The following is a 25,597-nucleotide window of genomic DNA, read 5'->3' as shown; positions in this document are numbered from 1 at the left end:
GGGATGCAGACCCTGTCCTCCCGGTGGCGCTCGGCGTCGCTGCGCTCGCAGCTGATGGTCCTCACCGGTGTGCTGCTGGCGCTGTCCATCCTGGTGACCAGCTTCGTGGCGATCTCGGTGCTGCGCACCTCGATGCTCAACGGCATCGACGGCGAGCTGCGCGACTCCGTCCGGACGGTCTCCTCGGTGCTGATCGCGGACCTGCAGGGCGAGGAGGGCGTGCAGGTCCCGCACGCGGGCTATCTGCTCGACGCCGACGGCACCGTGGTGGCCGAGGCCGTCAACACCCCGGACGGCGTGCACGGGGTGCGCCCGGATCTGTCCAGGATCGACCTCGACTACGTGCAGGACCACCCCCTCGAGGCGGCGACCGTGGGCTCCGTGGGCGCCCCGGACCGGACCTGGCGGGTGGTCACGGCCAAGCCGCAGCAGCTGGACCTGGTGGTGGCCGTCGCGGAGCCGCTCGACGACACCAACGCCATGCTCAGCGCGGTGACGCTGCTCACGCTGAGCTTCGGGGTGGCGACCCTCTTCGCGGCGATGGCCGTCGGCTGGGTCCTCGTCACGCGTGCCTTCGCCCCGCTGCACCAGGTGGAGCAGACGGCCGCCCGGATCGCCGAGGGCGACCTCTCCCAGCGCATGGAGGGCTACACCCGGCAGACCGAGATCGGCCAGCTCTCCGCGTCCCTGAACACGATGCTCGGCCACATCGAGGACGCCTTCGAGGCCCGCACCCGCTCCGAGGGCAAGCTGCGCCGGTTCGTGGCCGACGCCTCGCACGAGCTGCGCACGCCGCTGGTCACCATCCGGGGCTACTCCGAGCTCTACCGGCACGGCGCCCTGCAGAAGCCCGAGGACGTGGGCAGCGCGATGGCCCGGATCGAGTCCGAGGCCAAGCGGATGACGCAGCTCGTGGAGGACCTGCTGATGCTGGCCCGCCTGGACGAGCGGCGCCCCGCCGAGAACGTCGACGTGGACCTGCTCCACCTCGCCTTCGACGCCGCCGGCGACGCCCGCGCCTCCGCCCCGGAGCGGCGGGTCGAGGTCGTGGGCCTGCAGGGCGCGGCACCCGTCTCGGCCTGGGTGCACGGCGACGAGTCGCGCCTGCGCCAGGTCGTGGCCAACCTGGTGACCAACGCCCTGCGCTACACCCCGGACGGCAGCCCGATCGAGATCGCGGTGGGCGTGGAGCGCTCGGTGGACGAGACCTTCAACGCCGTCCTGCAGGTGCGCGACCACGGCCCCGGCATCCACGGGGCGGACGCGGAGCGAGTGTTCGAGCGCTTCTACCGGGCCGACTCCTCCCGCACCCGGGAGACCGGCGGCACGGGTCTGGGCCTGTCCATCGTGGCCGCGATCGTCCAGCAGCACGACGGCACGGTCCGCCTCACCGAGACGCCCGGCGGCGGAGCCACGATGACCGTGCGCGTGCCGGGCATCGAGCGCTCCGACGACGCCCCTGAGGTCTGAGCGGGCCGCTCAGGACTCCTCGGTGCCCTGGTGGAAGCGCAGCTGCCAGGGCCCGAGCTCGGTGCGGGAGTCCTCCCGCACCCACAGCGAGCTGCGCAGGCTCGCCCGGTCCCCCGCCACCAGCCGGTAGACCAGGTGCACGGCCGCGGGGCCGAGCTCCGTGGCCGACAGGACGTGCACGTCCACCGGGCCGAGCCCCGGCTCGCGGGGAAGCCGGTCGAGGACCTCCGCCCGGGAGCACCACGTCCCCGAGGCGCCGACCTCGGCGAAGGACTCGTGGAGCAGCTGGCCCAGCCGACCGGCGTCGGCGCGGAGCTCCGGGCGCAGCAGGTCCCGCTCGAGGGCTTGGACGGTCTCCGCCGCCGACCGTCCGCGGGCCAGCTCCTCCTCGTGGGCCAGCAGCTCGCTGAGCAGGTCCGGGTCGTGGCGGTCCTCGGGCGCCGCGGGCGCCGGGGTGCGGCCCGCCGCGGGCGCCCGGTCCGGGGACGCGGCGCGGTCCGGGGTGGTGGTGCGGCCGTCCCCGGCGGGCCGGGCCGGGGTGCTCCCGGCGCCCGGGAAGCCCGGTCCCTCCGGCGCCGGCCGGCCGCTCTGGAACGCGGTGGCGACCGCGCGGGCGCGGGCGTCGGCGGCCTCGTTGAGCGCGTGGCCGGCGTGGCCCTTGACCCACTCGAAGTGCACGTCGCGCCCGGCCATGGCCGCGTCCAGGGAGCGCATGAGCTCCACGTTGAGCACGGGCTTGCCGTCCTTCTTCTTCCAGCCCTTCTTCTTCCAGCCCGGCATCCACTTGGTGATCGAGTTGATGACGTACTGGCTGTCGCACAGCACCCGCAGGGGCTCCTCGGGGCGGTGGGCCGTGGACTCGAGCAGGTCGAGCACGGCCTTGAGCTCGCCCATGTTGTTGGTGCCGTGCGGCCAGCCGCCGGCCCGCCAGGTGTCGTCGTCGATGTACCAGGCCCACCCGGCGGGGCCGGGGTTGCCCAGGGCGGAGCCGTCGGCGGCAGCAGTGATCGTCATGGCGTCCATCTTTTCACGGCCCCGGCGGCGCCCCGGACCGTGCTCAGTCGCCGGGGTCCTCCTCGAGACGCTGCTGGGCGACGTCGCGCACCCCGTCGACCCCGGAGAGCTGCACCGCGGCCGTGCGCAGGTCGGTCTTGCCCTCGAGCCGCAGCAGCAGCTCCACCTCCGGCCGCTCCGGGTCGTCGATCCGGCGGCTGGAGACCACGGAGGCACTGAGCTGGAGCTCCTCGACCACGGCCAGCACCTCCCGCAGCACCCCGTGGCCGTCCGCGTAGCGCAGCCGCAGCCCCTGCGGCGCCACCATGCGCGGCAGCCGGCGGGACAGCGGCGTCAGCGCCACGGCGGAGAGCAGGTGCAGCGCGGTCGCCGCGACCGCCAGGGGCACCAGCCCGGCCCCGCAGGCCATGCCGATTGCCGCGGAGAGCCAGACGCTCGCGGCGGTGGTCAGCCCGTGCACCACGTCCCGGTTGGTGAAGATCACCCCCGCCCCCAGGAAGCCGATGCCCGCGACCACCTGGGCCGCCACGCGGGAGGGGTCTGGGCCGGCGTCGATGCCCGGCAGCGTCCCGAAGCCGTAGGCGGAGACCAGGGTGAACACGGCCGATCCCGTGCCGACGAGGGTGTGCGTGCGCAGCCCCGCGCTCTTGCGCCGCAGCCGCCGCTCCAGACCCACGAGCGCGGTGAGCCCGAACGCCGTCACCACCAGGGCCAGCTGGACCGGGACCTGCTCCCAGTCGACGAAGTCCATGGCCGCTCCTCCCCGCGTGGTGACTCGATTGAACACCAAGTCCGTCGCCCGCGGAACGGGCGTCCGCCGGGGCCCGGCAACGGCGACGGGCCGGGCACCCCGGAGGGGGTGCCCGGCCCGTGCCGGATGCGTGGGTCGCACGCTCGACGGGTCAGCCGTCGATCACATCATGCCGCCCATGCCGCCCATGCCGTCGTCGGCACCGGCGCCGGCGCCCGCGGGCTCCGGCTTGTCGGCCACGACGGCCTCGGTGGTGAGGAACAGCCCGGCGATGGACGCCGCGTTCTGCAGCGCCGAGCGGGTGACCTTGACCGGGTCGTTGATGCCGGCGGCCATCAGGTCCTCGTACTCGCCGGTGGCGGCGTTGAGGCCGTGGCCCAGGTCGAGGCCGCGGACCTTGTCGACGACCACGCCGGCCTCGAGGCCGGAGTTGATGGCGATCTGCTTCAGCGGGGCGTCGATGGCGACCTTGACGATGTTCGCGCCGGTGGCCTCGTCGCCGGTGAGCTGCAGCTTGTCGAACGCCTTCTGGCCGGCCTGGATCAGGGCGACGCCGCCGCCGGCGACGATGCCCTCCTCCACGGCCGCCTTCGCGTTGCGCACGGCGTCCTCGATGCGGTGCTTGCGCTCCTTGAGCTCGACCTCGGTGGCGGCACCGGCCTTGAGCACGGCCACGCCGCCGGCCAGCTTGGCCAGCCGCTCCTGCAGCTTCTCGCGGTCGTAGTCCGAGTCCGAGTTGTTGATCTCGGCGCGGATCTGGGCCACGCGGCCCTCGATCTCCTCGGCGGTGCCGGCGCCGTCGACGATGGTGGTCTCGTCCTTGGTCACGACGACCTTGCGGGCCTGGCCGAGCAGGTCCACGGTGGCGGTCTCCAGGGACAGCCCGACCTCCTCGGTGATGACCTGGCCGCCGGTGAGGATGGCGATGTCGGCCAGCTGGGCCTTGCGGCGGTCGCCGAAGCCGGGGGCCTTGACGGCCACGGACTTGATGGAGCCGCGCATCTTGTTGAGCACCAGCAGGGCCAGGGCCTCGCCCTCGACGTCCTCGGCGATGATCAGCAGCGGCTTGCCGGCCTGCATGACCTTCTCGAGCACGGGGACCAGGTCCTTGACCGCGGAGATCTTGGAGTTGACCACGAGGATGTAGGGGTCCTCGAGGACGGCCTCCTGGCGGTCGGCGTCGGTGACGAAGTAGCCGGAGAGGTAGCCCTTGTCGAAGCGCATGCCCTCGGTGAGCTCGAGGTCCAGGCCGAAGGTGTTGGACTCCTCGACCGTGATCACGCCCTCCTTGCCGACCTTCTCCATCGCCTGGGCGATGAGGCGGCCGATCTCGGCGTCGCCGGCGGAGATGGACGCGGTGGCGGCGATCTGCTCCTCGGTCTCGACCTCCTTGGCGGAGGCCAGCAGCTCCTCGGTCACCGCGGCGACGGCCTTCTCGATGCCGCGCTTGAGGCTCAGCGGGTCGGCGCCGGCGGCCACGTTGCGCAGGCCCTCCTTGACGAGCGCCTGGGCCAGCACGGTGGCGGTGGTGGTGCCGTCGCCGGCGATGTCGTCGGTCTTCTTGGCGACCTCCTTGACGAGCTCGGCGCCGATCTTCTCGTAGGGCTCCTCCAGCTCGATCTCCTTGGCGATGGACACGCCGTCGTTGGTGATCGTGGGGGCGCCCCAGGCCTTCTCGAGGACCACGTTGCGCCCGCGCGGGCCGAGGGTGACCTTGACGGCGTCGGCCAGGGTGTTCAGACCCCGCTCGAGACCGCGGCGCGCCTCTTCGTCGAAAGCAATCATCTTTGCCATGTGACTTCGTCCCTCCTGGACGGTAGACAAACGGTCGACCTCCACGGTGCCCGCGACGGACGGCGCGCACGGCGGCGGGCTCTTCCCGACGCCGCACGGCACCTCACCGTGGTGGTTGAGGTGTCACTCCTGTGCCGGTGGCTGCCCGGGCCGGGCCGGGGACCGACCCCTTAGCAGTCCGCACGACTGAGTGCTAATCGCAATCTTGGCACTCGTCCGGGGAGAGTGCAAACCCCCCTGAGCCGGTGTCGCTCAGCCCTGCCACTCCTCGCGCAGCAGGCCGTAGATCATCCGGTCGTAGTACTCGCCGCCGACCTTGCGGGCCCGGCGCAGCCGGGCCTCCTCGGTGAAGCCGAGCTTCACGGCCACCCGGCACATGCCCACGTTGCCGCTCCAGGTCTCGAGGTCGAGCCGGTGGGAGTCCGAGCGGGCGAAGAGGTGGTCGATCCACAGCCGCATGGCCTCGGTGCCGTAGCCGCCGCTCCAGTGCTCCGGGGAGTAGACGGTGATGCCCAGCGAGCGCAGCGGCAGCAGGTGCGTACCGGTCCCGGGGTCCTCGGTGGGCTTCTCCGACCAGTACCAGGACACCTGCCCGATGAACCGGCCGGTGGCGGCGTCCGCGATGACCATGGTCTCCCGCGGGTCCGGCCAGTCCTGCGCGGCCACGTGGGCGCGCAGGGTGGAGAGCCAGCGCTGGGCGCCCTCCGCGGTGAAGTTCGGGTAGAACGGCCCGTCCGTGCGCTGCCACTCGTGCTCGCCGCCGCCCTCGGGCGGCATGATCCACTGCTCGTACGCGGCGAGGTCCTCCTCGGTCCAGTCACGGAGGTGGACTCGGCTGCCTGCGATCTGCACGGTGTGCTTCCTTCCGGGGGCGTTCGGGGGCGGGGGCCCGGGTCGTGGGCGGTGCCGGTCAGGGCTGCGGGGACGAGACGGCCGGGGCAGGCGCCGTGTCCCCGGCGCCCTCGAGGAACGCGTACGCCCCCACGCCGAGGCTGAGCACGCCGGCCACGACGATCGCGATCAGCTCCCCCGAGCCCACCCGGGCGGTCCGCCGCCGGCCGCGGTGGGCGCCCTGGCGCGGGCCGTCCTCGGGGACGTCGTCGAACTCGTCGGGCGGGTACTGGCTCATCCGAGGTCCCCGCGCTGCCGGCGCAGCCGGCCCACGAGCATGGGGTCGTGCTCGAGGGCCGCGCGGCTGTCGATCAGGACGTTGAGCCGCTGGTAGTAGCGGGTCGGGGACAGCCCCAGGCGGCGCCGGATCTCCATCTCCTTGGCCCCCTGGTACTTCCACTGCAGGTTCTCGATCGCGAGGATCTCCCGGTCGGTCTCGTCGAGCCCGGAGCCGGCCGGGGGCCCGTCGGGCGGCGCGTCCGCCGCGGGTTGCTCCTCCGCCGCGGGCGGGTCCCCTGCGACGGCTTGCTCCTCGGCCGCGGGCTGGTCCTCCGCCGCGGCGCCGTCCGCGGTCACCGGGACTCGACCCTCGGCCGCAGGGAGACGGTGGTCATCTGCGCGTCCGCGCCGGCGTCCACGACGGCGCGCACCGCCGCCGCCACGGACTCGGGGCGGATGTAGCGTTCGGGCACGTACTCGTTGCCCAGGCCGGCCTGGATGTCCCGCTGCATCTGGGTGTCCACGGGCCCGGGGTGCACGGAGCTGACCACGATGCCGTCGGCCTCCACCTCCTGGCGCAGGGAGTCGGCGAGCGCGCGCAGCGCGAACTTCGACGCCGCGTAGACCGCGTCCCCGGCGCGTGCGGTGAACCCGGAGCCGGAGTTGAGGAACACCACCGTGCCGCGGGCCGCGCGCAGGGCGGGCAGCAGGAGCCGGGTCAGCTCCGCGGGGGCCACCACGTTGAGCTCGAGCTGGTCCCGCCAGTCGTCCACCGAGGCCGCCGCCACGGTGGTGCGCCCGGCGCGGGCCGCCGAGTGCACGAGGACGTCGACCCGGTCGAGGTCCGCCAGCGCGTCCGGCAGCCGCGCGAAGTCGGTGAGCTCCGCGGCGCGCACGGTGACGTGGGGCAGCTCCGCCAGCTCGGCGAGGCGGGCGGGCTCGCGCCCCAGGGCCACGACGTCGTGGTCCCGGGCCAGGTCCGCCACGCACGCGCGGCCGATGCCTCCGGTGGCCCCGGTGACGACGGCGACGGGTCGGGGATCGGTTGCGCTCATGCGCCCACTCTAACCAGTCCCCCGCCGGTCCCGCCCGCCCCGGCGGGAACCCACCGGGCAGACCGCACCGGGGCGCCGGCGGCCCCGGGCGACCGGCCTAGAGTGGTGCCCGGAGGGGACGCGGCTCCCCGCCGCACCGGCCATGGTCCCGACGCCCCGCGGCACGAGCGGCGATCCGCGCACCGGCACCCGCGCCCACCCCGTCACCGGCCCCGGCACCGACCCCGATAACGACACCGATCCCGATACCGACACCGAGGAGCACCGTGAGCGAGCCCCAGCCCCTGGACACCATCATGGCCCCCGACTGGGCCGAGGCCCTGGCCCCGGTGGAGCCGCAGATCCGGCAGATGGGCCGGTTCCTGCGCGACGAGCACGCCGACGGGCACCGCACGCTGCCGGAGGGCTCGGCGGTCTTCCGGGCCTTCCAGGACCCGTTGGAGCAGGTGCGGGTGCTGGTCGTCGGCCAGGACCCCTATCCCACCCCGGGCCACGCCATGGGCCTGTCCTTCTCCGTGCAGCCGGACGTGCGCCCCGTGCCGCGTTCCCTGCAGAACATCTACAAGGAGCTGCAGGACGACCTCGGCGTCGCCCCGCCCCGGCACGGGGACCTCTCCGCGTGGTCCCGGCAGGGCGTGATGCTCCTGAACAGGGTCCTCACCGTGCGCGCGGGCGCCCCGGCCTCCCACCGCGGCCGGGGCTGGGAGGCGGTGACGGAGCGGGCCATCCAGGTCCTCGCCGCCCGCGACCGGCCGCTCGTGGCGATCCTGTGGGGCAACGACGCCCGCAGCACCGCCAAGTGGCTGGACGGGTACCCCACGGTCGAGTCCGCGCACCCCTCCCCGCTGTCGGCCTCCCGCGGCTTCTTCGGCTCCCGGCCGTTCTCCCGCACCAACCAGCTCCTGGAGGAGCAGGGCACGGACCCCGTCGACTGGCGGCTCTGAGCCGCGGGCCCGGCTAGGGTGGAGCGCATGACGACGACGCCCGGGGCCGCTCCCGCACGCCCCCGCAAGCCGCAGCTGAACCTCACGGTGCGCCGGCGCGAGCAGCTGTCCCCGTCGATGGTCCGGGTGGTGCTGGGCGTCGACGAGCCGGAGCGCTTCCAGGACATCGCCCCGCCGGAGAAGTACGTCAAGCTCGTGTTCCTCGACCCTGCCGCCGGGCACGCGGTGGACGGGCGCCCCGCCCCGGGGCCCAACCCGGACTACTGGGCGCTCAAGGAGTCCCTGCCGCCCGAGCACCAGCCCGTGACCCGCCACCTGACGATCCGGCGCTGGATCCCGGAGCGCGCCGAGCTGTGGATGGACTTCGTGCTGCACGGCGACGAGGGCTGGGCGGGGCCCTGGGCCGCCCGCGCCGAGCCCGGGGACCGGATCGTCGCCCTGGGCCCGGGCGGGCGCTGGACACCGTCGGCGGAGGCGGCGTGGACCCTGATCGCCGCCGACGACGCGGCGATCCCTGCCGCGCTCGCGGTCCTGGAGTCCCTGCCGGCGTCCGCGCGCGGCGAGGTGGTCCTGGAGGTGGACTCGCCGCGCGACGTGCTGCCCGTGACGGCGCCGGCCGGCATGGCGGTGCGCTGGGTGTTCCGCCGGGACGGGGACGGCCCCGTCCCCGCCCTCGTGCGGGCGGTGCAGGAGGCGGGCTGGCCCGCGGTGCCGGAGGGCGTGCAGGTCTTCGCCCACGGGGAGCGGGAGGCCATGAAGGCCGTGCGCGACGAGCTCTTCGGGCGCCGCGGCCTGGAGCGCGACCAGGTCTCGCTGTCCGGCTACTGGGCGCGGGGCCGCACCGAGGACGTGTTCCAGGCGGAGAAGAAGCTGCCCGTCGGCCAGATCCTCTGACGCCGCCGGGCGCCGCCCGCGGGCTCAGCGGCGCCGGTTGCGGCGCGTGCTCGAGCCGTCGAGGTGGCCCACGAAGGGCCGCATGAGGTACTTGCCGAGCACCACGCCCGAGGCCAGGGCCACGATGGAGGCCATCGCGTTGACGAGCCCCACGATCCCGGGCCCGTAGCTGTCCGTCTCCACGGTGAGGGTGTAGAGCCCGCGGAAGATGGACAGCCCGGGCAGCAGGAACGTCATCGCGGGGATCGCCAGGATGAGCTGGGGGATCCGGTGCCGTGCCGCCAGGACGGTCGCCACGCAGCCGCTGGTGACCGCCGCGAGCGCCGTGTCCAGGCGGGCGCCCAGGTCGGCGGCCATCCCCGCGTGGTAGACCACGAGCCCGCCGAGGGCCGCCACCGTGGTGGCCAGCACGTGCCGGGGCTTGGCCTGCATCGTGACCGCGATGAGTGCGGTGGCGATCAGCATGAACACCGCGTGGGTCAGCGGGCCCACGGGGTCGAAGGCGCTCTGCGAGACGTCGACCCGGGGCATCCCCGCGTAGCCGGCGACGGAGATGCCCCCCGCGATGCCGGCCACCAGGCCCAGGAACGCCATGGAGGTGGACAGCAGGCGGCCGGCGGCCGTGACGGGGAAGCCGTTGATCGCGTCCTGCATCGTGGAGACCATCCGGGTGGTGGGCAGGAGCAGGATGATCCCGCCCGCGATGACGCGCGCCGGGGAGAGCTCCAGGCCCGACCAGGACAGCAGCAGCGCCATGGTGGTGAGGATCCCGGACTGGGCGGCCAGCGCGAAGAACTCGGGGATCCGCCAGGCACCCAGCCGGTGGGCGACGAACTGGTTGAGGACCGAGGACAGGCCGGCCACGAGGGCGCCCAGGAGGCCGCCGCCGATGCTCACGGTGATGGTCACGGCCGCGGCCACCGTGGCCGTCCGCACCATCCACCGGGGGTAGGGCTTGGGCTTGGCGTTGATCGCCTCGAGCCGCCGCTCCGCCTCCCCGCGGGGCATCTCCCCGCCCGTGATGTCGGCGACCAGCTGGTGGGTCTCGGCGAGCCCGGCGTAGTTGTCGGTCCAGGACCGCACGACCCGCATCACCGTGTGGCTGTTGGTGTCGGGGTCGTTGAAGACGTCCTCCCGGGTGCGGGTGTCGTCGCCGCCGGCCCGGTCGTCGGCGATGTAGTTGATGGTCACGGCCTGGTTGGTGATGTCCACCTCGACGTTCTCGACGCCGTACGTGGCGCACACCGCGATGATGGCGTTCTCGACGTCGAGGGCGTCCGCGCCGTAGTGGAACATGGTCTCCGCGAGCCGCAGCGCGAAGTTCAGGGTCCGCCGGGCCTCCCGGCCGGTGGACTCCCCGAAGCGGCGCAGGTTGGCGAAGGGCGAGGCGCTGAGCCGCTCCACCACGCGCATGGGGGCGGTCGGGGCCGCCTCCCCCTGCAGCATCGAGCGCAGCCGGGAGCGTCCGCCCGGCCGGGCGCCCTGGGCGCGGGTGGAGGGGTACGTGCCGCGCTGCATCCGGTCGGCGCTCTTGCCCGGGGCGGGGACGGGGCCGATCGTCGTGGTCTCCGGCCGGGAGACGGGACCCGTGTCGGTGCGCCGCCGGCGCCGGGCCGACGTGGTCAGCGGCGCCGTCTGCGCGGCGGAGAGCAGCTCCCGGCGCTCCTCCGGCTCGGGGGTGTCCCCGTACTGGCGGATCAGGCGGGTGCTGAGCACGGGCAGCGCCTGGGGGGCGTCGGGCACCACGTCCACGGCGGCGTGGCCGGCCCGGCGCCGGGCCAGCAGCGCCTGCGCCTCCGTGGGGCGCACGAGCGGGGCCCCGGCGCCGAGGAGGGCGACCGGGCGCGCGGCCCCGGTCAGGGTGGTGTCCCCGCCGGGGCCGAACGGTTCGACGACGTAGGCGTCGGGCTCCTCGCCGCCGTCGGAGGAGGGGTAGGCGGCGAGGGGACGCAGAGCGGTGCGCTGGTCGGTCGCCAAGCGGCGCTCCTCCTTCCGGGGGCGGGGCCGGGTGGGCGGGGACGGATCAGTAGAAGGGCTGCCCCGTGCGCCGGACCCACAGCTGGCGCTGGACCTTCTCGGCCACGTTGGTCCACACGGCGTACTTGGCGGGGCTCAGCACCTGGTCGTGGACGCCCACGAAGTCGACCACGGACTTGGTGAAGCTCGTCTTGAACAGGCCCAGCCCGTAGTAGGGGTGCTCCTTGTCCTTGAGCCGGTCGCTGGGCGGGGTGCCGCAGAAGTCGTACTCCACGATCCCGTGCTCGCGCATCAGGTCCGTGATCGCCGTCCACTGCAGCAGGTGGGAGTCGCCGTACTGGCGCCGCCGGGGCTTGGAGCCGCCGTCCTTGTAGGTCCCCTTCGTCCCGTAGGCGATCACGTAGGCGCCCACGGATGGCTCGCCGTCCTCGTAGGTGAAGTAGAGCCGGCCCTGGCCGGCCTGCTCGAAGGCGGTCCAGAACTTCGCGTAGTACTCGTAGGAACGCAGGTTCACGTTGGCCTCGCCCTGGCCCACGGTGTCCATGAGCGCGTACATCCGCCGCATGTTCTGCTCGGTGAGCTCCACGCGCTGGACCGTGCAGCCCTCGCGCAGCGCCCGCCGGACGGCATTGCGCCCGCGCGAGTGCAGGGACTTCAGGACGTCTTCCTCGTCCCGGTCGGTGGCCAGGACCGCGGTCGAGTCGTTGGGCTGGATGTCGAAGGACTTCTTCAGCCCCGCGCGGGCGAGCACGCCCTTCGCGTAGTCCGAGGCCAGCACGTCCGGCTCGATCTTGATCGCGAAGACGTTCAGCCGCTGCTCGGCCACCAGCCGGGCGTTGGCGGCGACGATCCCGGGGATGTCGTCCACGGAGGCGACGTCGGGGCCCTTGATCATGTACCACAGGCGGCCCAGGGCCGGCACGGTCTTCTCGAGGACCAGGTTGTAGGAGGCCTTCCCGCCGCCGACGGGCTCGTGCACGAGGTGCAGGGGGCGCCAGCCGTGGTCCGCCTTGACGTCCGCGAAGGACGCGGACTGCAGCAGGTTGCCGCCGTGGGGGTTCGCCGTGACATGGGTGTCCCAGTCGGCGATCTCCTGGTCGGTGGCGAAGCGTGCGGTGAACTCTCGCAAGGCTCTCTCAATCGTCGGAAGGGTCGGGGGTGCCGGGCCGGGAGCGGCCACGGGGCCGGCGGGGACCGGCCCGAGCCAGTCTAACCGCGCAGGCCTGAGCCGGATCTGAGCCGTGCGCCCCGCGCCGGGCGCGGCTCGGGCCCCGCCCGGCGCGGGGCGCCGTGCCGCCCGGACAGCACGGCGCCCGCCCACCGGTGGTGGACGGGCGCCGGGAGTTCCGGTGCGGCGGGGGGCCTACTCGGCGTCGTGGTCCGTCTCGAGGATGCGCACGAGGTTCTCGAGCGCGTCCTCGGCGCCCTCGCCCTCGGCGCGGAGGACGACCTTGTCCCCGTGGCCGGCGCCGAGGGACATCAGCGACAGCACGCTGGAGGCGTCCATCGCCTCGTCCGCGGGCTCGCCCTCGGCGGCGATGGTGATGTCGAGGTCGTACTCCCCGGCCGCCTCGGCGAAGATCGCGGCGGGGCGGGCGTGCAGGCCCACGGAGGATGCGATGGTTGCGGTGCGTTCTGCCATGGTGGTTCTCCTTCGGTGTGCGGGGCCCTGGGTTCGGGGCCCCGGTGGGTGGTGTGGTGGCGGCCGGTGCGGGCCGCGGGTCAGAGGCCCAGCTCGGCGAGCACGCCGAGCTCCGCGCGCACGGCGGCGGCGGCCTCCTCGGCGCTGGGCTGCTGGACGGCGAGCGCGGCGAGGGCCTGGGCGGTGCCCATGTCCACGCTGCGCAGGACGGCCGCGACGGGGGCCAGCCCGCGGGCGCTCATGGACAGGGTGTGCACCCCGAGGCCCACGAGCACCACGGCGAGCGCGGGGTCGGCCGCGGCCTCCCCGCACACGCCCACGTTGCGCGGCCCGGCGCCCTCGGCCTCGGCCTCCCGGGCGCCCTGCACGGTGCTGCGGACCATCCGCAGCACGGCGGGCTGCCAGGGGTTGTTGAGCTCCGCGAGGGAGCCCATCATCCGGTCGGCGGCCATCGTGTACTGGGTCAGGTCGTTGGTGCCCAGGGAGACGAACTTCACGTGGCGCAGGATCTGGTCGGCGGTCACGGCCGCGGACGGCGTCTCCACCATGACCCCGGGCACCCGCAGGCCGGCGTCGGCCGCCATCCGGGCGAAGTCCTGGGCCTCGGCGGTCGTGGCGATCATCGGGGCCATGACCCACACCTCGGCGTCCGTGGCCTCCTCGGCCCGCGCGATCGCCTCGAGCTGCCGGGCCAGCACGCCCGGCACCGCGCGGTCCGTGCGGTAGCCGCGCACCCCGAGGGCCGGGTTCGGCTCGGAGGTGTCGGTGAGGAACGGCAGCGGCTTGTCCGCCCCGGCGTCGAGGGTGCGCACGACGACCTTCTTGCCGGGGAAGGAGGCCAGGATGGCGGTGTACTGCTCGACCTGCTCCTCGACCGACGGCTCCTGGTCGCGGCCCAGGAAGCAGAACTCGGTGCGCAGCAGCCCCACGCCCTGCGCCCCGGCCGCGGCCGCGGCCCGGGCGTCCTCGGGGGTGCCCACGTTGGCCAGCAGCGGGATCTCGGTGCCGTCGGCGAGCACGCCGCGGCCGTCGAAGCCGCTGCGCGCGGCGGCGCTGCGCACCCAGGCCTCGACGAGCTCCTGCTCGTCCGCGCCGGGCTGCGTCCGGATCTCCCCGGTGGCCCCGTCCACGTAGACCTCGGTGCCGTCCGGGACGCCCTCGATGTCCCGGGCGGCCACGACGGCGGGCAGCCCGAGGTTGCGGGCGAGGATGGCGGTGTGGGACTGCGGGCCGCCGCCGGAGGTGACGAGCGCGAGCACCTGGGCGGGGTCCAGGGTGGCGGTGTCGGCCGGGGCGAGGTCCTCCGCGGTCAGCACGAAGGGCTCCTCCCGCTGCGGGATGCCCGGCATGGGCAGGCCCTGCAGCTGGCACACGAGCCGCGCCCGGACGTCCTCGATGTCCGCGGCCCGCTCGGCCATGTACCCGCCCAGGGCGCGCATCTGCTCGGCGTAGTCGCTGGCGGCCTCCCACAGCGCCCGCTCGGGGGCGAGCCCGCGACCGGTGATGAGCTTCGCCGCGTTCTTCAGCAGGGCCTTGTCCCCGGCCATGAGGGCGGTGGACTTCAGCACGTCCGCCGCGTCCTTCTCGGTGGCGGCCTCGGCCCGCTGCTTGAGCTCGGCCTTGACCGCGGCCGCGGCCTCCTGCAGGCGCGCCACCGCCGCCTCGGGCTCCTCGTCGCGGAGGCTGAGCCCCGCGGCCGGCTCCGAGACGGGCTTCGGCATGCTCACGAGCTCACCGATCACCCGGCCCGCGCACACTCCCACGCCGGTCAGTGTCTGCATGGTGTTCCTCTTCCTCGAGAAAAAGCTGGTCGGTCCGTGCACGGGGCCCCGGCCGGGGCCCCGTGCACGGGGCTCAGGCGGTGGTCGCCACGGCGGCGGCGTCCTCGCGCGAGCGGGTGGCGTCCGCCACCCGCCCGTGCGCCCCGCCCACGTGCTTGAGGGCGACGACGATGCCTGCTGTGACCACCGTACCGACAACCACCGAGAGCAGGAACATCAGCGGGTTGCCGATCACCGGCAGGATCCAGACGCCGCCGTGCGGGGCGGCGGAGGTCACGCCGGTGGCCATGCTGATCGCACCGGTCACGGCCCCGCCCACCATGGAGGCGGGCAGCACGCGCAGCGGGTCGGCCGCGGCGAAGGGGATGGCGCCCTCGGAGATGAAGGACGCACCCAGCAGCCAGGCGGCCTTGCCGTTCTCCTGCTCGGCCACGGTGAAGTAGCGCTTGGCCACCGTGGAGGCCAGCGCCATGGCCAGCGGGGGCACCATGCCGGCGGCGATGACGGCGGCCATGATCTCCTGCGGAGCGGTGTTCACGGCCGTCGCGGCGCCCAGGCCGGCCGCGGCGAAGGTGTAGGCCACCTTGTTGATCGGCCCGCCCAGGTCCGCGCCCATCATCAGGCCCAGGATCGCGCCGAGCGCCAGTGCGCTGGCACCGGTCATGCCGTTGAGCACCTCGGTGAGCCAGGCCATGAACGTGGCGATCGGCCCGCCCAGGACCAGCAGCAGCAGTCCGGAGGAGAAGATGGTCGCCAGCAGCGGGATGATGACCACCGGCATCAGCGAGCCGAGCCAGCGCGGCAGCCGCGGCTGCGCCAGCCAGTAGGCGGCGAGACCGGCCAGGAGGCCGCCCACGATGCCGCCGAGGAAGCCGGCGCCCATGAAGTTGGCGACCAGGCCCGCGGCGAAGCCGGGGGCGATGCCGGGCCGGTCGGCGAGCCCGTAGGCGATGTAGCCGGCCAGGGCGGGCACGAGCAGGCTCATGGCCAGGTTGCCCATCTTGAACAGCACGGCCCCGATGTACTGGGCGAGGGGGAACTCGCCCAGGTTCCAGATGGTCGAGCCCGTCAGGACGTCGTCGGCGATGTTGGCGATGTCCGCGCCGGCGACCATGAAGCCGAAGGCCATGAGCAGGCCGCCCGCGGCCACGAACGGGATCATGTAGCTCACGCCGGTCATCACGGCCTTGCGGATGCGGGTGCCCCAGCCCTCGCGGCCGCCGGAGGCCTCGGCCTGGTCGGCGCCGCCGGCGGCCCCCTGCACGCGCTTGGCGTTCGGGTTCTGCGCGTTGGCGAGCGCCTCCTCGATCATCACCTTGGGCTCGTCGATGCCCCGCTTGACCGGGGAGGCGACGTAGGGCTTGCCGGCGAAGCGGGAGCGGTCCCGGACGTCCACGTCGGTGGCGAAGATCACCGCGTCGGCCGCGGCGATCGTGGCCGGGTCGAGCTTGGTGAAGCCCGCCGAGCCCTGGGTCTCGACCTGCAGGTCGACGCCCATCTCCTCGGCGGCGTAGGTCAGCCCGTCCGCGGCCATGTAGGTGTGGGCGATGCCGGTGGGGCAGGCCGTGACGGCCACGATCCTCCGGCGCGCCGGTGCCGCGGCGGCCGGTGCGCCCGCGGCGGGCTCCGCCGCGGCCGGCTGCGCGTCCTGGGCCCCGGGCCGGGACTCGACGGAGGCCGGCACCGCCGCGGCCGCCGTGGAGCCGGCGGTCGATCCTGCGGCGGCGCCGGCGGTCGCGCCGTCCTGGGCGGCCGGGCCCAGGCCCAGCGCGTCGTCGACGATCCGCACGATCTCCTGCTCGGAGCGGGCCGAGCGCAGGGCGGCCACGAAGTCCTTCTTCATGAGCGACCGGGCGAGCTTCGCCAGCAGCTTCAGGTGCGTCTGGTCGGCGCCCTCGGGCGCGGCGATGAAGAAGACGATGTCGGCGGGGCCGTCCTTGGCGCCCCAGGGGACGCCCTGCGTCAGGCGGGCCATGACCAGGGTCGGCTCGGTGACGGCCGCGGAGCGGCAGTGCGGGATGGCGATGCCGCCGGGGATGCCGGTGGCCGTCTTGTTCTCCCGGGCGATGGCGTCGGCCAGCAGCCCGTCCAGCTGCTCGGCGCGCCCGGTGCGCTGCACCAGGGCGGCCAGCTGGCCGATGACGGTTTCCTTGTCCCCGCCCAGGTCGCGGTCGAGCGAGACCAGGTCGGGGGTGATGAGCTCGGACACTGTGTCCTCCTTGAGCGGCCGGGTCGGTGCCCGGGTGGTGCGGATGAGGTGGAGCGGATGGGGTGGAGCGGATGAGGTGGAGCGGGTCAGTCGGCGGCGGCGCGCCCGGAGAGCTCGCGCACGGTGACCGCCTCGGGAGTGGTCTCGGGAAGGGACGGGACGCGGGTCCCCGGCAGGGCGGCCGCCGCGGAGCCGGAGGCGACGGCCTGCCGCAGGCACTCCGGCGGCGCGTCGCCGCGCTCCTGGGCGATGAGGTAGCCCGAGAGCGAGCTGTCGCCGGCGCCCACGGTGGAGCGCACCGCCACGGGTTCGTGGACGGCGTGCCAGGAGCCCTCCGGGGCGGTGAGCACCGCCCCTCCGGCGCCCAGGGTGGTCAGCACCGCGCCCAGGCCGCGCGCCACGAGGGCGGCGGCGGTCGCGGCGGCGAGCTCGGGGTCGGCCTCGAGCTGCTCGCCGTCGTGCGTGCCCACCAGCTCGGCGAGCTCCTCGCCGTTGGGCTTGATGAGGTCCGGCAGGGCGTCGTCGGCGGCGGTGGCGCCCCGGAGGGCCGCCCCGGAGGTGTCGACGGCGAACCGGGGCGCCCGCTCCCCCAGCGCCGAGCGGACCCGGCGGACGATGCGCGCGTAGACGTCCTCGGGGGCGCCCGGCGGCAGCGAGCCGGCCAGGACCGCCCAGGAGGCGTCCGCCCCGTGCTGGACCAGCAGCTCCACCACGGCGTCGAGGTGCTCGGGGAGCAGCGGCGCGCCGGGGGCGTTGATCTTGGTGGTGGTGCCGTCGGGCTCGGTGATCGTGATGTTGGAGCGGATCGGCGCGCCGGCGGGAACGGTCTCGTAGGGGACCTGCGCGGCGGCGAGCTCCGCGAGCAGCGGGTCGCCGGGGTCCCCAGGCAGCACGGCCAGGGTCGGGACGCCGCTCACGCGCAGGGCCCGGGAGATGTTCACGCCCTTGCCCCCGGCGTCCTGCCGGGCGCCGTCGGCGCGCTGGACCGCGCCGCGGCGCAGCGGGGAGGTCAGCTCCACGGTGCGGTCGAGGGACGGGTTGAGGGTGACGGTGAGGATCACGCGACGATCACCTCGACGTCGGCCTCCTCCAGGGCGGCCGCCAGCTCGAGGCCGGGGGCCCGGTCGGTGATGAGGGTGTCGATGTCCTCGAGGGACGCGAAGCGCATGAGGGTCTCCTGATCGTGCTTGGCGGAGTCGCAGAGGACCACGACCCGCCGGGAGGTCTGGATGATGGCGGTCTTGACGACCGCCTCGATGGGGTCGGGGGTGCTCAGCCCGAAGGTGGCGTGGATGCCGTTGCAGCCCACGAATGCGAGGTCGGGGCGCAGCCGGGTGTAGTGCTCCGCCGCCCGTCCGCCGGCGGCGGCCCAGGTGAGCTTGCGGACCCGCCCGCCCACGAGCTCGAGGCCGATGCCGCTGGCGTCGGCCAGCTTGGCCGCGATGTGCAGGGCGTGGGTGATGATCAGCTGCTCCTGCCCGTCGGCCAGGCTGGAGTCGGTCCGGACGATGAGGTCGGCCAGCGCCTCGACCGTGCTGCCGGCGTCGAGGACGACCGCGCCGGCCCCGCTGTTGCGCAGCAGGGTGAACGCCGCGTCCGCGATGCGCCGCTTCTCGGGCGTGTTGAGGTGCTGGCGCGAGTGGATGGCCTTCTCGTCGGAGGTGGACTGGTCCACGGAGACGGCGCCGCCGTGCACCCGCCGGAGCCGGCCGGCGGCCTCCAGCGCGGCGAGGTCGCGGCGGACCGTCTCCATGGTGACGTCGAAGCGGCGCGCCAGCTCGGCGCCGTTCACCCGGCGGGTGGTGCCCACCAGCGCCGCGATCTCGGCCTGGCGCTCCTCTGCGAACATGACATCCACCTCACGAACTGCGACGACATCGGGACCCTGCGTTCCTTTGAGTTTATGTGAGTTCGTGTGGTTTTACCAGGGGTTGTCGTGATCCAGTTCACGGAGCGCCACACAGCCGCGCGCTCCGCGGCCCGCGCCCCTCCGGGCCCGGGCGCGGAGGGGCGCCGGGGGCCTCGGCGCGACCGGGCCGCCGATGCGGCGGGGCCCACGGGACGCCGATATCATCCTGGGGACGGAGGACGGGCGGGGCCTCGAGCACGGCGCCGGCCCGGTGGGGCGGCCCCGTGGACGCCAGCGCCGGCGCGTCCTCCGCCCCCCGGGGATCCCGACGGGACCCCCGCCGCATCCGACCTGCAGGAGAGCACCCCCATGACACCCCGTGAGCTCTACGGCCGCTTCGCCCTCGCAGAGGCGGTGACCTGGACCCTGCTGATCCTCGGCATGGTGCTCAAGTACACGGGGGTCTCGGAGTCCTTCGTCCCGGTCTTCGGGATGCTGCACGGGGTCGTGTTCCTCGGCTACTGCGTGGTGACGTGCTTCGTGTGGGTGGACCAGCGGTGGTCGGCGGGCTTCGGCGTGCTGGGCCTGGCCAGTGCCGTCGTCCCCTGGGCCACGATCCCCTTCGAGCGCCGGGCGCAGCGCTCCGGGCGGCTCGCCGGCGGCTGGCGGCTGGCCCCGGGCGGGGAGCGCCCCGCCACCGTGCCGGAGCGGGTGCAGGCGTGGTCCCTGCGCAGCCCCCTGCTGGCCACCCTGGTGGGCCTGGTCGCGGTGGCGGCCCTGACCTCGGTGCTGCTCCACCTGGGCCCGCCGGTCCCCCGCGGCTGAGTCGCGGCCGGGTCGCGGCGCGGCTGGTTCCGGCCCCCCGGGCCCCGGTATAGCGTGGTCCCCGGGACGGCACCGCCGACCGTCGGCGGGCCACGAGGAGGAACCACGTGACCAATTTCGCCAATGTCGAGCGCCGCCACCTCGCCGCGCTGCTGCGCCGGGTGGGCCCCGACGCCCCCACCCTGTGCGAGGGCTGGACCACCCGAGACCTCGCCGTGCACCTCGTGCTGCGCGACGGCCGCCCCGACGTCCTGGCCGGCCGGGCCCTGCCCCGGGTGCCGGTGCTGCGCGACCGGGCCCGGCGCGCCGAGGAGGCCGTGGCCCGGCAGCCGTGGGAGGAGCTCGTGCGCAAGGTGGAGCACCCGCCGCTGTACTCGCCGGCGCGGCTGGGCCCGCTGGACAAGCGGCTGAACACCGTGGAGTTCTTCGTCCACCACGAGGACGCCCGCCGCGCCCAGCCCGAGTGGCACGACCGTCCGCTGCTGCACGACGAGGAGCAGGCGCTGTGGCAGGGCCTGGGCCTCATGGCCAAGGTCGTGCTCAAGGACGAGGAGGACACCGTGGTGCTCATCGCACCCTCCTACGGCGCCGTGCGCGGGGGCCGGGGCCGGACGGGCACGGTGCGGGTGCTGCGCGCCGTGCCCAGCGAGCTGCTGCTGTGGGCCTTCGGCCGGCGCGGGCAGGCCCGCGTGGAGGAGACGGTCGAGTAGACCGGCTCCCGACCCGGACGGTCAGCGGAACAGGTCCGCCCGGACGCCCATGATGATCCGGTCACCGGGGCGCGCGGTGCGCATGTACCGGGCGACCTCGTGCTCGTGCAGGGCGATGCACCCGGCGGTGGGCTTCTTGTTGGCGTGCAGGAAGATCGCGAAGCCGTTGCCCTGGACGATCGGCGAGTCGGGCGGGCGGTTGTAGTTGATGACCACGCCCAGCCGGTAGTCCCCGGACTGCGCGAAGTACCACATGTTCTCGTCCGGCCAGGTGTAGCCGGTGGACTCGAAGTACTTGTTGTACAGGGTGCCCGGACGGCCGCCCCACCGGGAGTTCGGGTTGAGCGGGCGGTAGGGCAGCGCGGTGCCGGGGTTGTAGACCCCGAAGGACTCCGTGACCGAGTACGAGCCCTGCGGCGAGTACAGGTACTGCGTGTGCCCGGAGGGGACGCCCGGGCGCTTGAAGCCGCTGGCGCCCACGTAGGCCGACGTGCGCCAGTCCTCCACGTAGCTGCCGCCGATCCGCACGCAGTTGACGAACGTGGCCTCGGACCGGCCGTAGCCCTCGGCGATGGTCAGGGACACCCGCCCCGCGTTGCGGGTGGGCTGCACCGAGCGGCCGTTGTTGAGGTTCTGGCACTCGCCGCGGAACAGGTGCGTCCGGGATCCTGCGGAACGGCTCCAGGTGACGAGACCGCGCTGGAACTTCTGGTGCACGGTCCCGGACCCGACCTCGTCCGTCACGGGGTAGCCCAGGCTCCCCCGCTCCCGGCCGGTCGCGATCCAGCGCTGCCCGATGGCGCCGCCGGTCTTCACCGCCCGCGCGCCCGTCCCCGGGCTCCAGTAGATGGTGTGGGCCTTGGTGAAGGACTGCCGGCACCCGCCCCCGGCCATGCCGCACACCTCGTCGGTGGACGGGTACCCGTAGGACCCGGTCGTGCGCCCGCCGCGGACCCACTTGTCCCCGATCGCCCCCCGGGTGTTCACCGTGTGCGCCCCGGTGGCGGGCGTCCAGTAGACCGCGCGGTGGCCGGTGAAGGACTGCCGGCACCCGCCCCCGGCCATGCCGCACACCTCGTCGGTCGTCGGGTACCCGTAGGGACCGCTCTCGCGCCCGCCGCGGACCCATTTGTCCCCGATCGCCCCCCGGGTGTTCACCGTGTGCGCCCCGGTGGCGGGCGTCCAGTAGACCGTGCGGTGGCCGGAGAACGACTGCCGGCACCCGGCCGGGGCGCAGGCCTCGTCGCCGAGCGGCCAACCCAGCACGTCCACGGCTCCGGAGCGCAGCCACTTCTGGCCGATGGCGCCCCGCAGGTGCACGTAGTGCGCCCCGCGCGCCTCGTGCCACAGGACGACGCCGTTCCGGTGCGGCCACTCCCAGCCGCCCTTCCACGGGCGCATGCCGGCGGTCGGCTCCCCGGAGCGCGCCGCCACCCGGGCGGCGGCGGCCTCCAGCGCCTGCCGGACCTCGACCGGGACGTCCGCGGCCGCATCGGCCTCCGCCTCCGCGGCGGCCGCACGGCTCCCCGCGGAGGGCTCGGCCGTGGGCTCGCCCGACGGCCCGGCGCTCGCCTCCCCCGTGGGCTCCGCCTTCCCCGTGGGCTCCGCCTCGGCGGTGGGCTCCGCCTCCGTCGTGGGCTCCGCCTCCGTCGTGGGCTCCGCTCTCGCGGAAGGTCCTGCGGTGCCGACCGGGGTCACGGTGAGCACCGCGCGCGCCTCGGCGCCCGTGGCGTCCCGCACCGCGTAGCCGACCGCCACGGCACCGGCCGGGGCGTCCTCCGCCGCGGTCAGGGCGAGCACGGGGTGCTCGGGCGGCAGCCACCCCTCGGGCAGCTCCGCGGGCGCCGTGCCCGGGGTGATGACGCGCAGCGACCCGGCGTCCGTGCGCAGCTCGGCCGCGAGCGCGTCGTCACCCCGGGCGGCGGAGGGGTCCACCAGCAGCAGCCGCACCTGCGCGGGGTCCGGGAGCCCGTCGTTGGCCAGGACGTCCACGGCGACCGTGCGCCCGCGGCCCGCCGGGGCCGCGGTGTCGTCGACCGGTGCGAGCGGGGCCGCGGCCGTCGCGCTCGCCTCCGCCGCCGTGGGGGCCGCCGCGTCGGGCGCGGGGGACGACGGAGCAGCGGACGCGCCCGGGGCGCCGGCGAGGACGACGGCGAAGCAGGCCGCCAGAGCGGCGGGGATGCGCAGAGCTGAGATCTTCATGGGGGTCCCTCGCTGGGGGTCAGTCGGTGAACTCGACGTAGTGGTCGGGGGTGGTGTTGTCGAAGACCCGCACGGCGAGGTCGGCGTCGTGCGCCGCGCCGAAGGCGACGTCCAGCGAGGCGGACCCGCCGGGGGCGATGGTCGGGAAGGTCTCCATCCGCACGCCGAGCGACTCGTCGTAGGCGGGCGGCACGGGCTCGTCGCCGGCGACGGCCACCGGGAAGGACCAGGGCACCGCGTCCACCGGATCGGCGCCCGTGTTGGTGAGGGTCACGGTGAACACCTGCACGGGGGTGCCCGGAGCGGCGCGGACCGGGCGCTGTCCGGTGGTCGCCGGCCGCGGCCCCTCGACCGTCCCCGTCAGGGACTCGGTGAGCTGCTGGGTGGAGCCGAACGCGGCGGCGGCGTCCCGCGTGGCGGTGTCGTCGTAGGGGGCCACGTCGTTGCCCGGGGGCACGGGACGGTCCGTCCCGGCGGTGCCGGGCTCCTCGGTCCCCGACCCCGCAGGGGCGCTCGCGGCCCCGGACGCCGCCGTCGCGGGTGCTGTCGCCCCGGCCTCCGCCGCCGCGGACGCCCCTGCGGACGCCCCTGCGGACGACGGCGCCGCGGAGGCGGCCGCGCCGCCGCCCTCCGGGGTGCCCGAGCAGCCGGCCAGGGCGAGAGCGAGCAGCGCCGCGCCGAGGGTCCCGGCGCGCCGGGCGCGCGACGGGGGGAACAGGGCTGTCATGGGGGGCTCCTCTACACGGTCCTGGGGGGAGGGACCCGACCGGGCCGGTCGTTGGAGCTCACGCTACACGGTGATTTGCATTCGCGATCAGGATGACGTGGTGTGGCGCGCAGCGCCGCCGGGGCCGGCCCGCCGACCCCTCCCGGGAAGGTCTCAGCGGGGGACGACCCCGAAGAGGAACCGGGTCCGGACCATGGTCCACAGCACGCCCAGGACGGCGACGTAGGCCAGGGTGTTGACCCACAGGTCGCCCTGGCGGAGCGCCGGGATGTTGGCCACGGCCAGGATCAGGAACACGTGCATGATGAAGACGTACAGGCTGGCCTGCCCCAGCGGGATGAGGAACCATCCCAGCGCACGCCGGAGCACCGCCCAGTAGGCGCTGAGCAGGGCGTAGCCCGCCACCACCACCAGGAGCACGTTGACCAGCCGGCCGATCCCCAGGTAGGTCCGGCCGAAGTAGCCGTCGTAGACGGCGCGGAAGACGGACTCCGGCAGCAGGGCCAGCCGGACGTCGTAGTCGTTGCTGGCGTACGGGCTGGACCAGGAGAACAGCGCGAGGGCCACGGCCAGCAGCAGGCAGGCGACGAGCAGCGGCCGCCGGCGCCGGTCGGCGAACCAGCCGACGATCTGTCGCCGGTAGAACCCCGCCACCATGCCGAGCACGAAGAGCACCTGCCACACGAGCAGCGGGAACGAGTCCTCGAACTGGGAGGGCAGCAGCCGGATGCGGAAGACCGTGCCCACGGTGTACAGCCCGGCGCTGACCAGCAGGACCAGCCAGGCGCGGCCGCGGGCGAGCGCGGCCAGCACCAGCGGGCTCACCAGGATCAGCACCACGTACAGCCCCATGACGTTGAACTGCCACGGCCCCACCTGCAGCAGGAGCACGGCGGGGATCAGGTGGGCCTGGACGGGGAAGGCGAAGAGCCCGTCCATGCCCGCGTAGAGGTCGTACGTGCTGCCGGCGGCCCCCGCGCCGGCGGCCCCGGTGCCCTGGTCCGTGAACGTGGTGACGGCCCCGGACTCCAGCAGGGGGATCCTGCTGAGCGCGTAGACGAGGAGCACCACGACCAGGGCGGTCACGTACAGCTTCCACGCCCGCGCGGTGGTGCGGTCCACGACCTCGCCGAGCTCGCCCCGCACCCGGGGCCCGTAGACCATGCCCAGCACGGCCCCGGAGAGCAGCACGAACAGCTCCGCCCCCGAGACGACGCCCACGGCCTCCTGCGTGAGCGACTGGAACAGCGAGGTGAGGCCCACGTGGTTGACGACGACGAAGACGATCGCGACTCCGCGCAGCATGTCGATCCGGCTGTCGCGCGGCGAGGGCTCCGCGTAGCGCCACGACTGCGCGGACCGCGCACGGGGCAGCAGGCACAGGAGCAGCCCCGCGCCGAGCACGGCCGCCGCCGCGCCCCACGCGACGGGGCCCTGCAGGACGATCCCCGGGGCGGCGGAGGCCGCGCCCGGCAGCGCCGCCCGCTCGGTCACCGGCCCCGCCACGAGGGAGGAGGCGTGGACACGCTCCCGGAACGCGGCGGCCAGGTCGGGGTCGGCGGTGGAGCGCCAGTCGACCGCGACCGCCCCGCCCGCCCGCTCCTCGACGGTCTCGTTCCACACGACCGCGCCGCCCGCCCGCTCCTCGACGGTCTCGTTCCACACGACCGCGCCGATCCGGTCGTAGGCGTCGGAGGAGGCCGCCGCGAGCACCTGGTCCCACCAGGGGGCCTTGACCTCGAGGGCGGAGGGGCCGCCCGCCTCCGGGCTCCAGAAGGACCCCGTCTCCACCATGAGCGGTTTGTCGTGCCCGACGGCGTAGGCGGCGTAGAAGCCGCCCGCTCCGGCGCCGGACCCGCCCAGCAGCGCGCTGAACCCGTCCGGGTCCGGGACGGTGTTGCGGGCCTCGCCGCTGCCGGTCTCGTCGTGGTAGGCCGACAGCCCCACCCAGTCCACGACGTCGTCGCCCGGGTAGTAGGGGCTGTAGGCGTCGTCGCCCCGGTCCCAGGTCCCGTTCCCGTCGGTGTCCAGGCTCGCGAGGTCCGCCCCCGCCGGGACGGAGGTCGTCGGCCCGCGGAACGGGTAGTCGGTCCCGACCGTGGGGGACCACACCAGCACCGGGTCCTCGAGCTCGTCGTCCACCGCGGCGGCCACGGCCCGGAACGCCCGGGTGTAGGCCTCGGGCTGCTGGCCCCACGGCACCCAGGACGCGTTCATCTGCGGCGCGAACCGGACGAACACCGTGCCGTCGAAGTCCTGCGCCACGTCGGCCAGCTGCCCGGCGAGGACGGCGGCCCGCGCCTCGTCCACCCGGTCGAGCGCGATGTCGGGGCGGACGGTGAGCAGGGCGTGCCCGCCCTGCTCGGCGACCTGGGACAGGAAGTGCCGCAGGTGGCCCTGCTCCCGGTCGTCCATCGGCAGCGGCACCGGCCGCCCGTAGACCGCGGCCGGCGCACCGAGCCGGTCGGCGTACCCGGCGGCGGAGTCGGTGCCCCAGTCCAGCATCGCCCCCAGGTACGGGGCGCCGGGATCCGGGGCCTCCGCCGCGCGCGCCGGACCGGCCGGCAGCAGGGCGAGGGCGAGGAGCGCCAGCAGCGCGGCGACGACGGCGGGCAGGTGCGGGCGGCGGCGGCCGATGGGCAT

Annotated in this window: 22 protein-coding genes; 5 read left to right on the top strand and 17 right to left on the bottom strand. The window is 74.7% G+C overall.

Annotated elements, in window-relative coordinates; translation table 11 throughout:
* The first annotated feature begins 3 nt into the window (after positions 1 to 3).
* Positions 4 to 1,470: an ATP-binding protein gene (locus ACWCOM_RS09300; protein ID WP_454548458.1), complete on the top strand. Its 1,467-nt coding sequence runs from the start codon at positions 4 to 6 to the stop codon at positions 1,468 to 1,470.
* A gap of 9 nt (positions 1,471 to 1,479) precedes the next feature.
* Here ACWCOM_RS09300 and ACWCOM_RS09295 read toward each other — a convergent pair whose 3' ends face one another.
* From ACWCOM_RS09295 to ACWCOM_RS09265, 7 genes are all read right to left on the bottom strand, one after another.
* Complete coding sequence (locus tag ACWCOM_RS09295; RefSeq protein WP_454548457.1) at positions 1,480 to 2,484, bottom strand: RNase H family protein; 1,005 nt, start codon at positions 2,482 to 2,484, stop codon at positions 1,480 to 1,482.
* Between the two features lie 43 nt (positions 2,485 to 2,527).
* Positions 2,528 to 3,235 (bottom strand): MgtC/SapB family protein, encoded by a 708-nt coding sequence (locus ACWCOM_RS09290; protein WP_454548456.1) that lies wholly within the window; start codon positions 3,233 to 3,235, stop codon positions 2,528 to 2,530.
* Positions 3,236 to 3,397: 162 nt separating this feature from the next.
* A complete protein-coding gene (gene groL, locus ACWCOM_RS09285; protein WP_454548455.1) occupies positions 3,398 to 5,029 on the bottom strand; it encodes a chaperonin GroEL in 1,632 nt (543 codons plus the stop codon).
* 252 nt (positions 5,030 to 5,281) lie between these two features.
* Positions 5,282 to 5,881, bottom strand: a complete 600-nt coding sequence (locus tag ACWCOM_RS09280; RefSeq protein WP_454548454.1) for a GNAT family N-acetyltransferase — start codon at positions 5,879 to 5,881, stop codon at positions 5,282 to 5,284.
* A gap of 58 nt (positions 5,882 to 5,939) precedes the next feature.
* Complete coding sequence (locus ACWCOM_RS09275) at positions 5,940 to 6,158, bottom strand: hypothetical protein (protein WP_454548453.1); 219 nt, start codon at positions 6,156 to 6,158, stop codon at positions 5,940 to 5,942.
* On the bottom strand, positions 6,155 to 6,496 hold the full coding sequence (locus tag ACWCOM_RS09270; protein WP_454548452.1) for a DUF3263 domain-containing protein: 342 nt from the start codon (positions 6,494 to 6,496) through the stop codon (positions 6,155 to 6,157). The genes ACWCOM_RS09275 and ACWCOM_RS09270 overlap by 4 nt, the downstream gene beginning before the upstream one ends.
* Positions 6,493 to 7,194, bottom strand: a complete 702-nt coding sequence (locus tag ACWCOM_RS09265) for an SDR family oxidoreductase (RefSeq protein WP_454548451.1) — start codon at positions 7,192 to 7,194, stop codon at positions 6,493 to 6,495. The genes ACWCOM_RS09270 and ACWCOM_RS09265 overlap by 4 nt, the downstream gene beginning before the upstream one ends.
* A 266-nt stretch (positions 7,195 to 7,460) precedes the next feature.
* Here ACWCOM_RS09265 and ACWCOM_RS09260 point away from each other — a divergent pair, with 266 nt between their 5' ends.
* Together ACWCOM_RS09260 and ACWCOM_RS09255 are read left to right on the top strand one after the other, a co-directional pair.
* Positions 7,461 to 8,138 (top strand): uracil-DNA glycosylase, encoded by a 678-nt coding sequence (locus tag ACWCOM_RS09260; protein WP_454548450.1) that lies wholly within the window; start codon positions 7,461 to 7,463, stop codon positions 8,136 to 8,138.
* A gap of 27 nt (positions 8,139 to 8,165) precedes the next feature.
* Positions 8,166 to 9,032, top strand: a complete 867-nt coding sequence (locus ACWCOM_RS09255) for a siderophore-interacting protein (protein WP_454548449.1) — start codon at positions 8,166 to 8,168, stop codon at positions 9,030 to 9,032.
* A gap of 24 nt (positions 9,033 to 9,056) precedes the next feature.
* Here ACWCOM_RS09255 and ACWCOM_RS09250 read toward each other — a convergent pair whose 3' ends face one another.
* From ACWCOM_RS09250 to ACWCOM_RS09220, 7 genes are all read right to left on the bottom strand, one after another.
* On the bottom strand, positions 9,057 to 11,009 hold the full coding sequence (locus ACWCOM_RS09250; protein WP_454548448.1) for a threonine/serine exporter family protein: 1,953 nt from the start codon (positions 11,007 to 11,009) through the stop codon (positions 9,057 to 9,059).
* Positions 11,010 to 11,055: 46 nt separating this feature from the next.
* Positions 11,056 to 12,138 (bottom strand): lipid II:glycine glycyltransferase FemX, encoded by a 1,083-nt coding sequence (locus tag ACWCOM_RS09245; protein ID WP_454548447.1) that lies wholly within the window; start codon positions 12,136 to 12,138, stop codon positions 11,056 to 11,058.
* A gap of 234 nt (positions 12,139 to 12,372) precedes the next feature.
* Entirely contained in the window at positions 12,373 to 12,651 is a 279-nt protein-coding gene (locus ACWCOM_RS09240) for an HPr family phosphocarrier protein (protein WP_454548446.1), read from the bottom strand.
* 80 nt (positions 12,652 to 12,731) lie between these two features.
* Positions 12,732 to 14,432 (bottom strand): phosphoenolpyruvate--protein phosphotransferase, encoded by a 1,701-nt coding sequence (gene ptsP / locus ACWCOM_RS09235; RefSeq protein ID WP_454548445.1) that lies wholly within the window; start codon positions 14,430 to 14,432, stop codon positions 12,732 to 12,734.
* A 73-nt stretch (positions 14,433 to 14,505) separates the two neighbouring features.
* Positions 14,506 to 16,641, bottom strand: a complete 2,136-nt coding sequence (locus ACWCOM_RS09230) for a PTS fructose transporter subunit IIABC (RefSeq protein WP_454548444.1) — start codon at positions 16,639 to 16,641, stop codon at positions 14,506 to 14,508.
* An 86-nt stretch (positions 16,642 to 16,727) separates the two neighbouring features.
* Entirely contained in the window at positions 16,728 to 17,702 is a 975-nt protein-coding gene (locus ACWCOM_RS09225) for a 1-phosphofructokinase family hexose kinase (protein WP_454548443.1), read from the bottom strand.
* Positions 17,699 to 18,490, bottom strand: a complete 792-nt coding sequence (locus ACWCOM_RS09220; protein WP_454548442.1) for a DeoR/GlpR family DNA-binding transcription regulator — start codon at positions 18,488 to 18,490, stop codon at positions 17,699 to 17,701. The genes ACWCOM_RS09225 and ACWCOM_RS09220 overlap by 4 nt, the downstream gene beginning before the upstream one ends.
* A 369-nt stretch (positions 18,491 to 18,859) precedes the next feature.
* Here ACWCOM_RS09220 and ACWCOM_RS09215 point away from each other — a divergent pair, with 369 nt between their 5' ends.
* A complete protein-coding gene (locus ACWCOM_RS09215; RefSeq protein WP_454548441.1) occupies positions 18,860 to 19,315 on the top strand; it encodes a DUF3817 domain-containing protein in 456 nt (151 codons plus the stop codon).
* A gap of 107 nt (positions 19,316 to 19,422) precedes the next feature.
* The gene (locus ACWCOM_RS09210) at positions 19,423 to 20,025 is read left to right on the top strand and encodes a TIGR03085 family metal-binding protein (RefSeq protein ID WP_454548440.1); all 603 of its coding nucleotides are present in this window, start codon (positions 19,423 to 19,425) and stop codon (positions 20,023 to 20,025) included.
* A gap of 21 nt (positions 20,026 to 20,046) precedes the next feature.
* Here the strand turns inward: ACWCOM_RS09210 and ACWCOM_RS09205 are convergent, their stop codons facing one another.
* The 3 genes from ACWCOM_RS09205 to opgC form a co-directional block, all read right to left on the bottom strand.
* Entirely contained in the window at positions 20,047 to 22,227 is a 2,181-nt protein-coding gene (locus ACWCOM_RS09205) for a L,D-transpeptidase family protein (RefSeq protein WP_454548439.1), read from the bottom strand.
* Positions 22,228 to 22,246: 19 nt separating this feature from the next.
* Positions 22,247 to 22,954: a hypothetical protein gene (locus ACWCOM_RS09200; protein ID WP_454548438.1), complete on the bottom strand. Its 708-nt coding sequence runs from the start codon at positions 22,952 to 22,954 to the stop codon at positions 22,247 to 22,249.
* Positions 22,955 to 23,107: 153 nt separating this feature from the next.
* Positions 23,108 to 25,597 (bottom strand): OpgC domain-containing protein, encoded by a 2,490-nt coding sequence (gene opgC / locus ACWCOM_RS09195; protein ID WP_454548522.1) that lies wholly within the window; start codon positions 25,595 to 25,597, stop codon positions 23,108 to 23,110.

This window comes from Kocuria sp. KH4 (assembly GCF_053711175.1).
The sequence above is the reverse complement of the archived record's forward strand: the minus strand, read 5'-3'. Positions and strand labels throughout refer to the sequence as shown.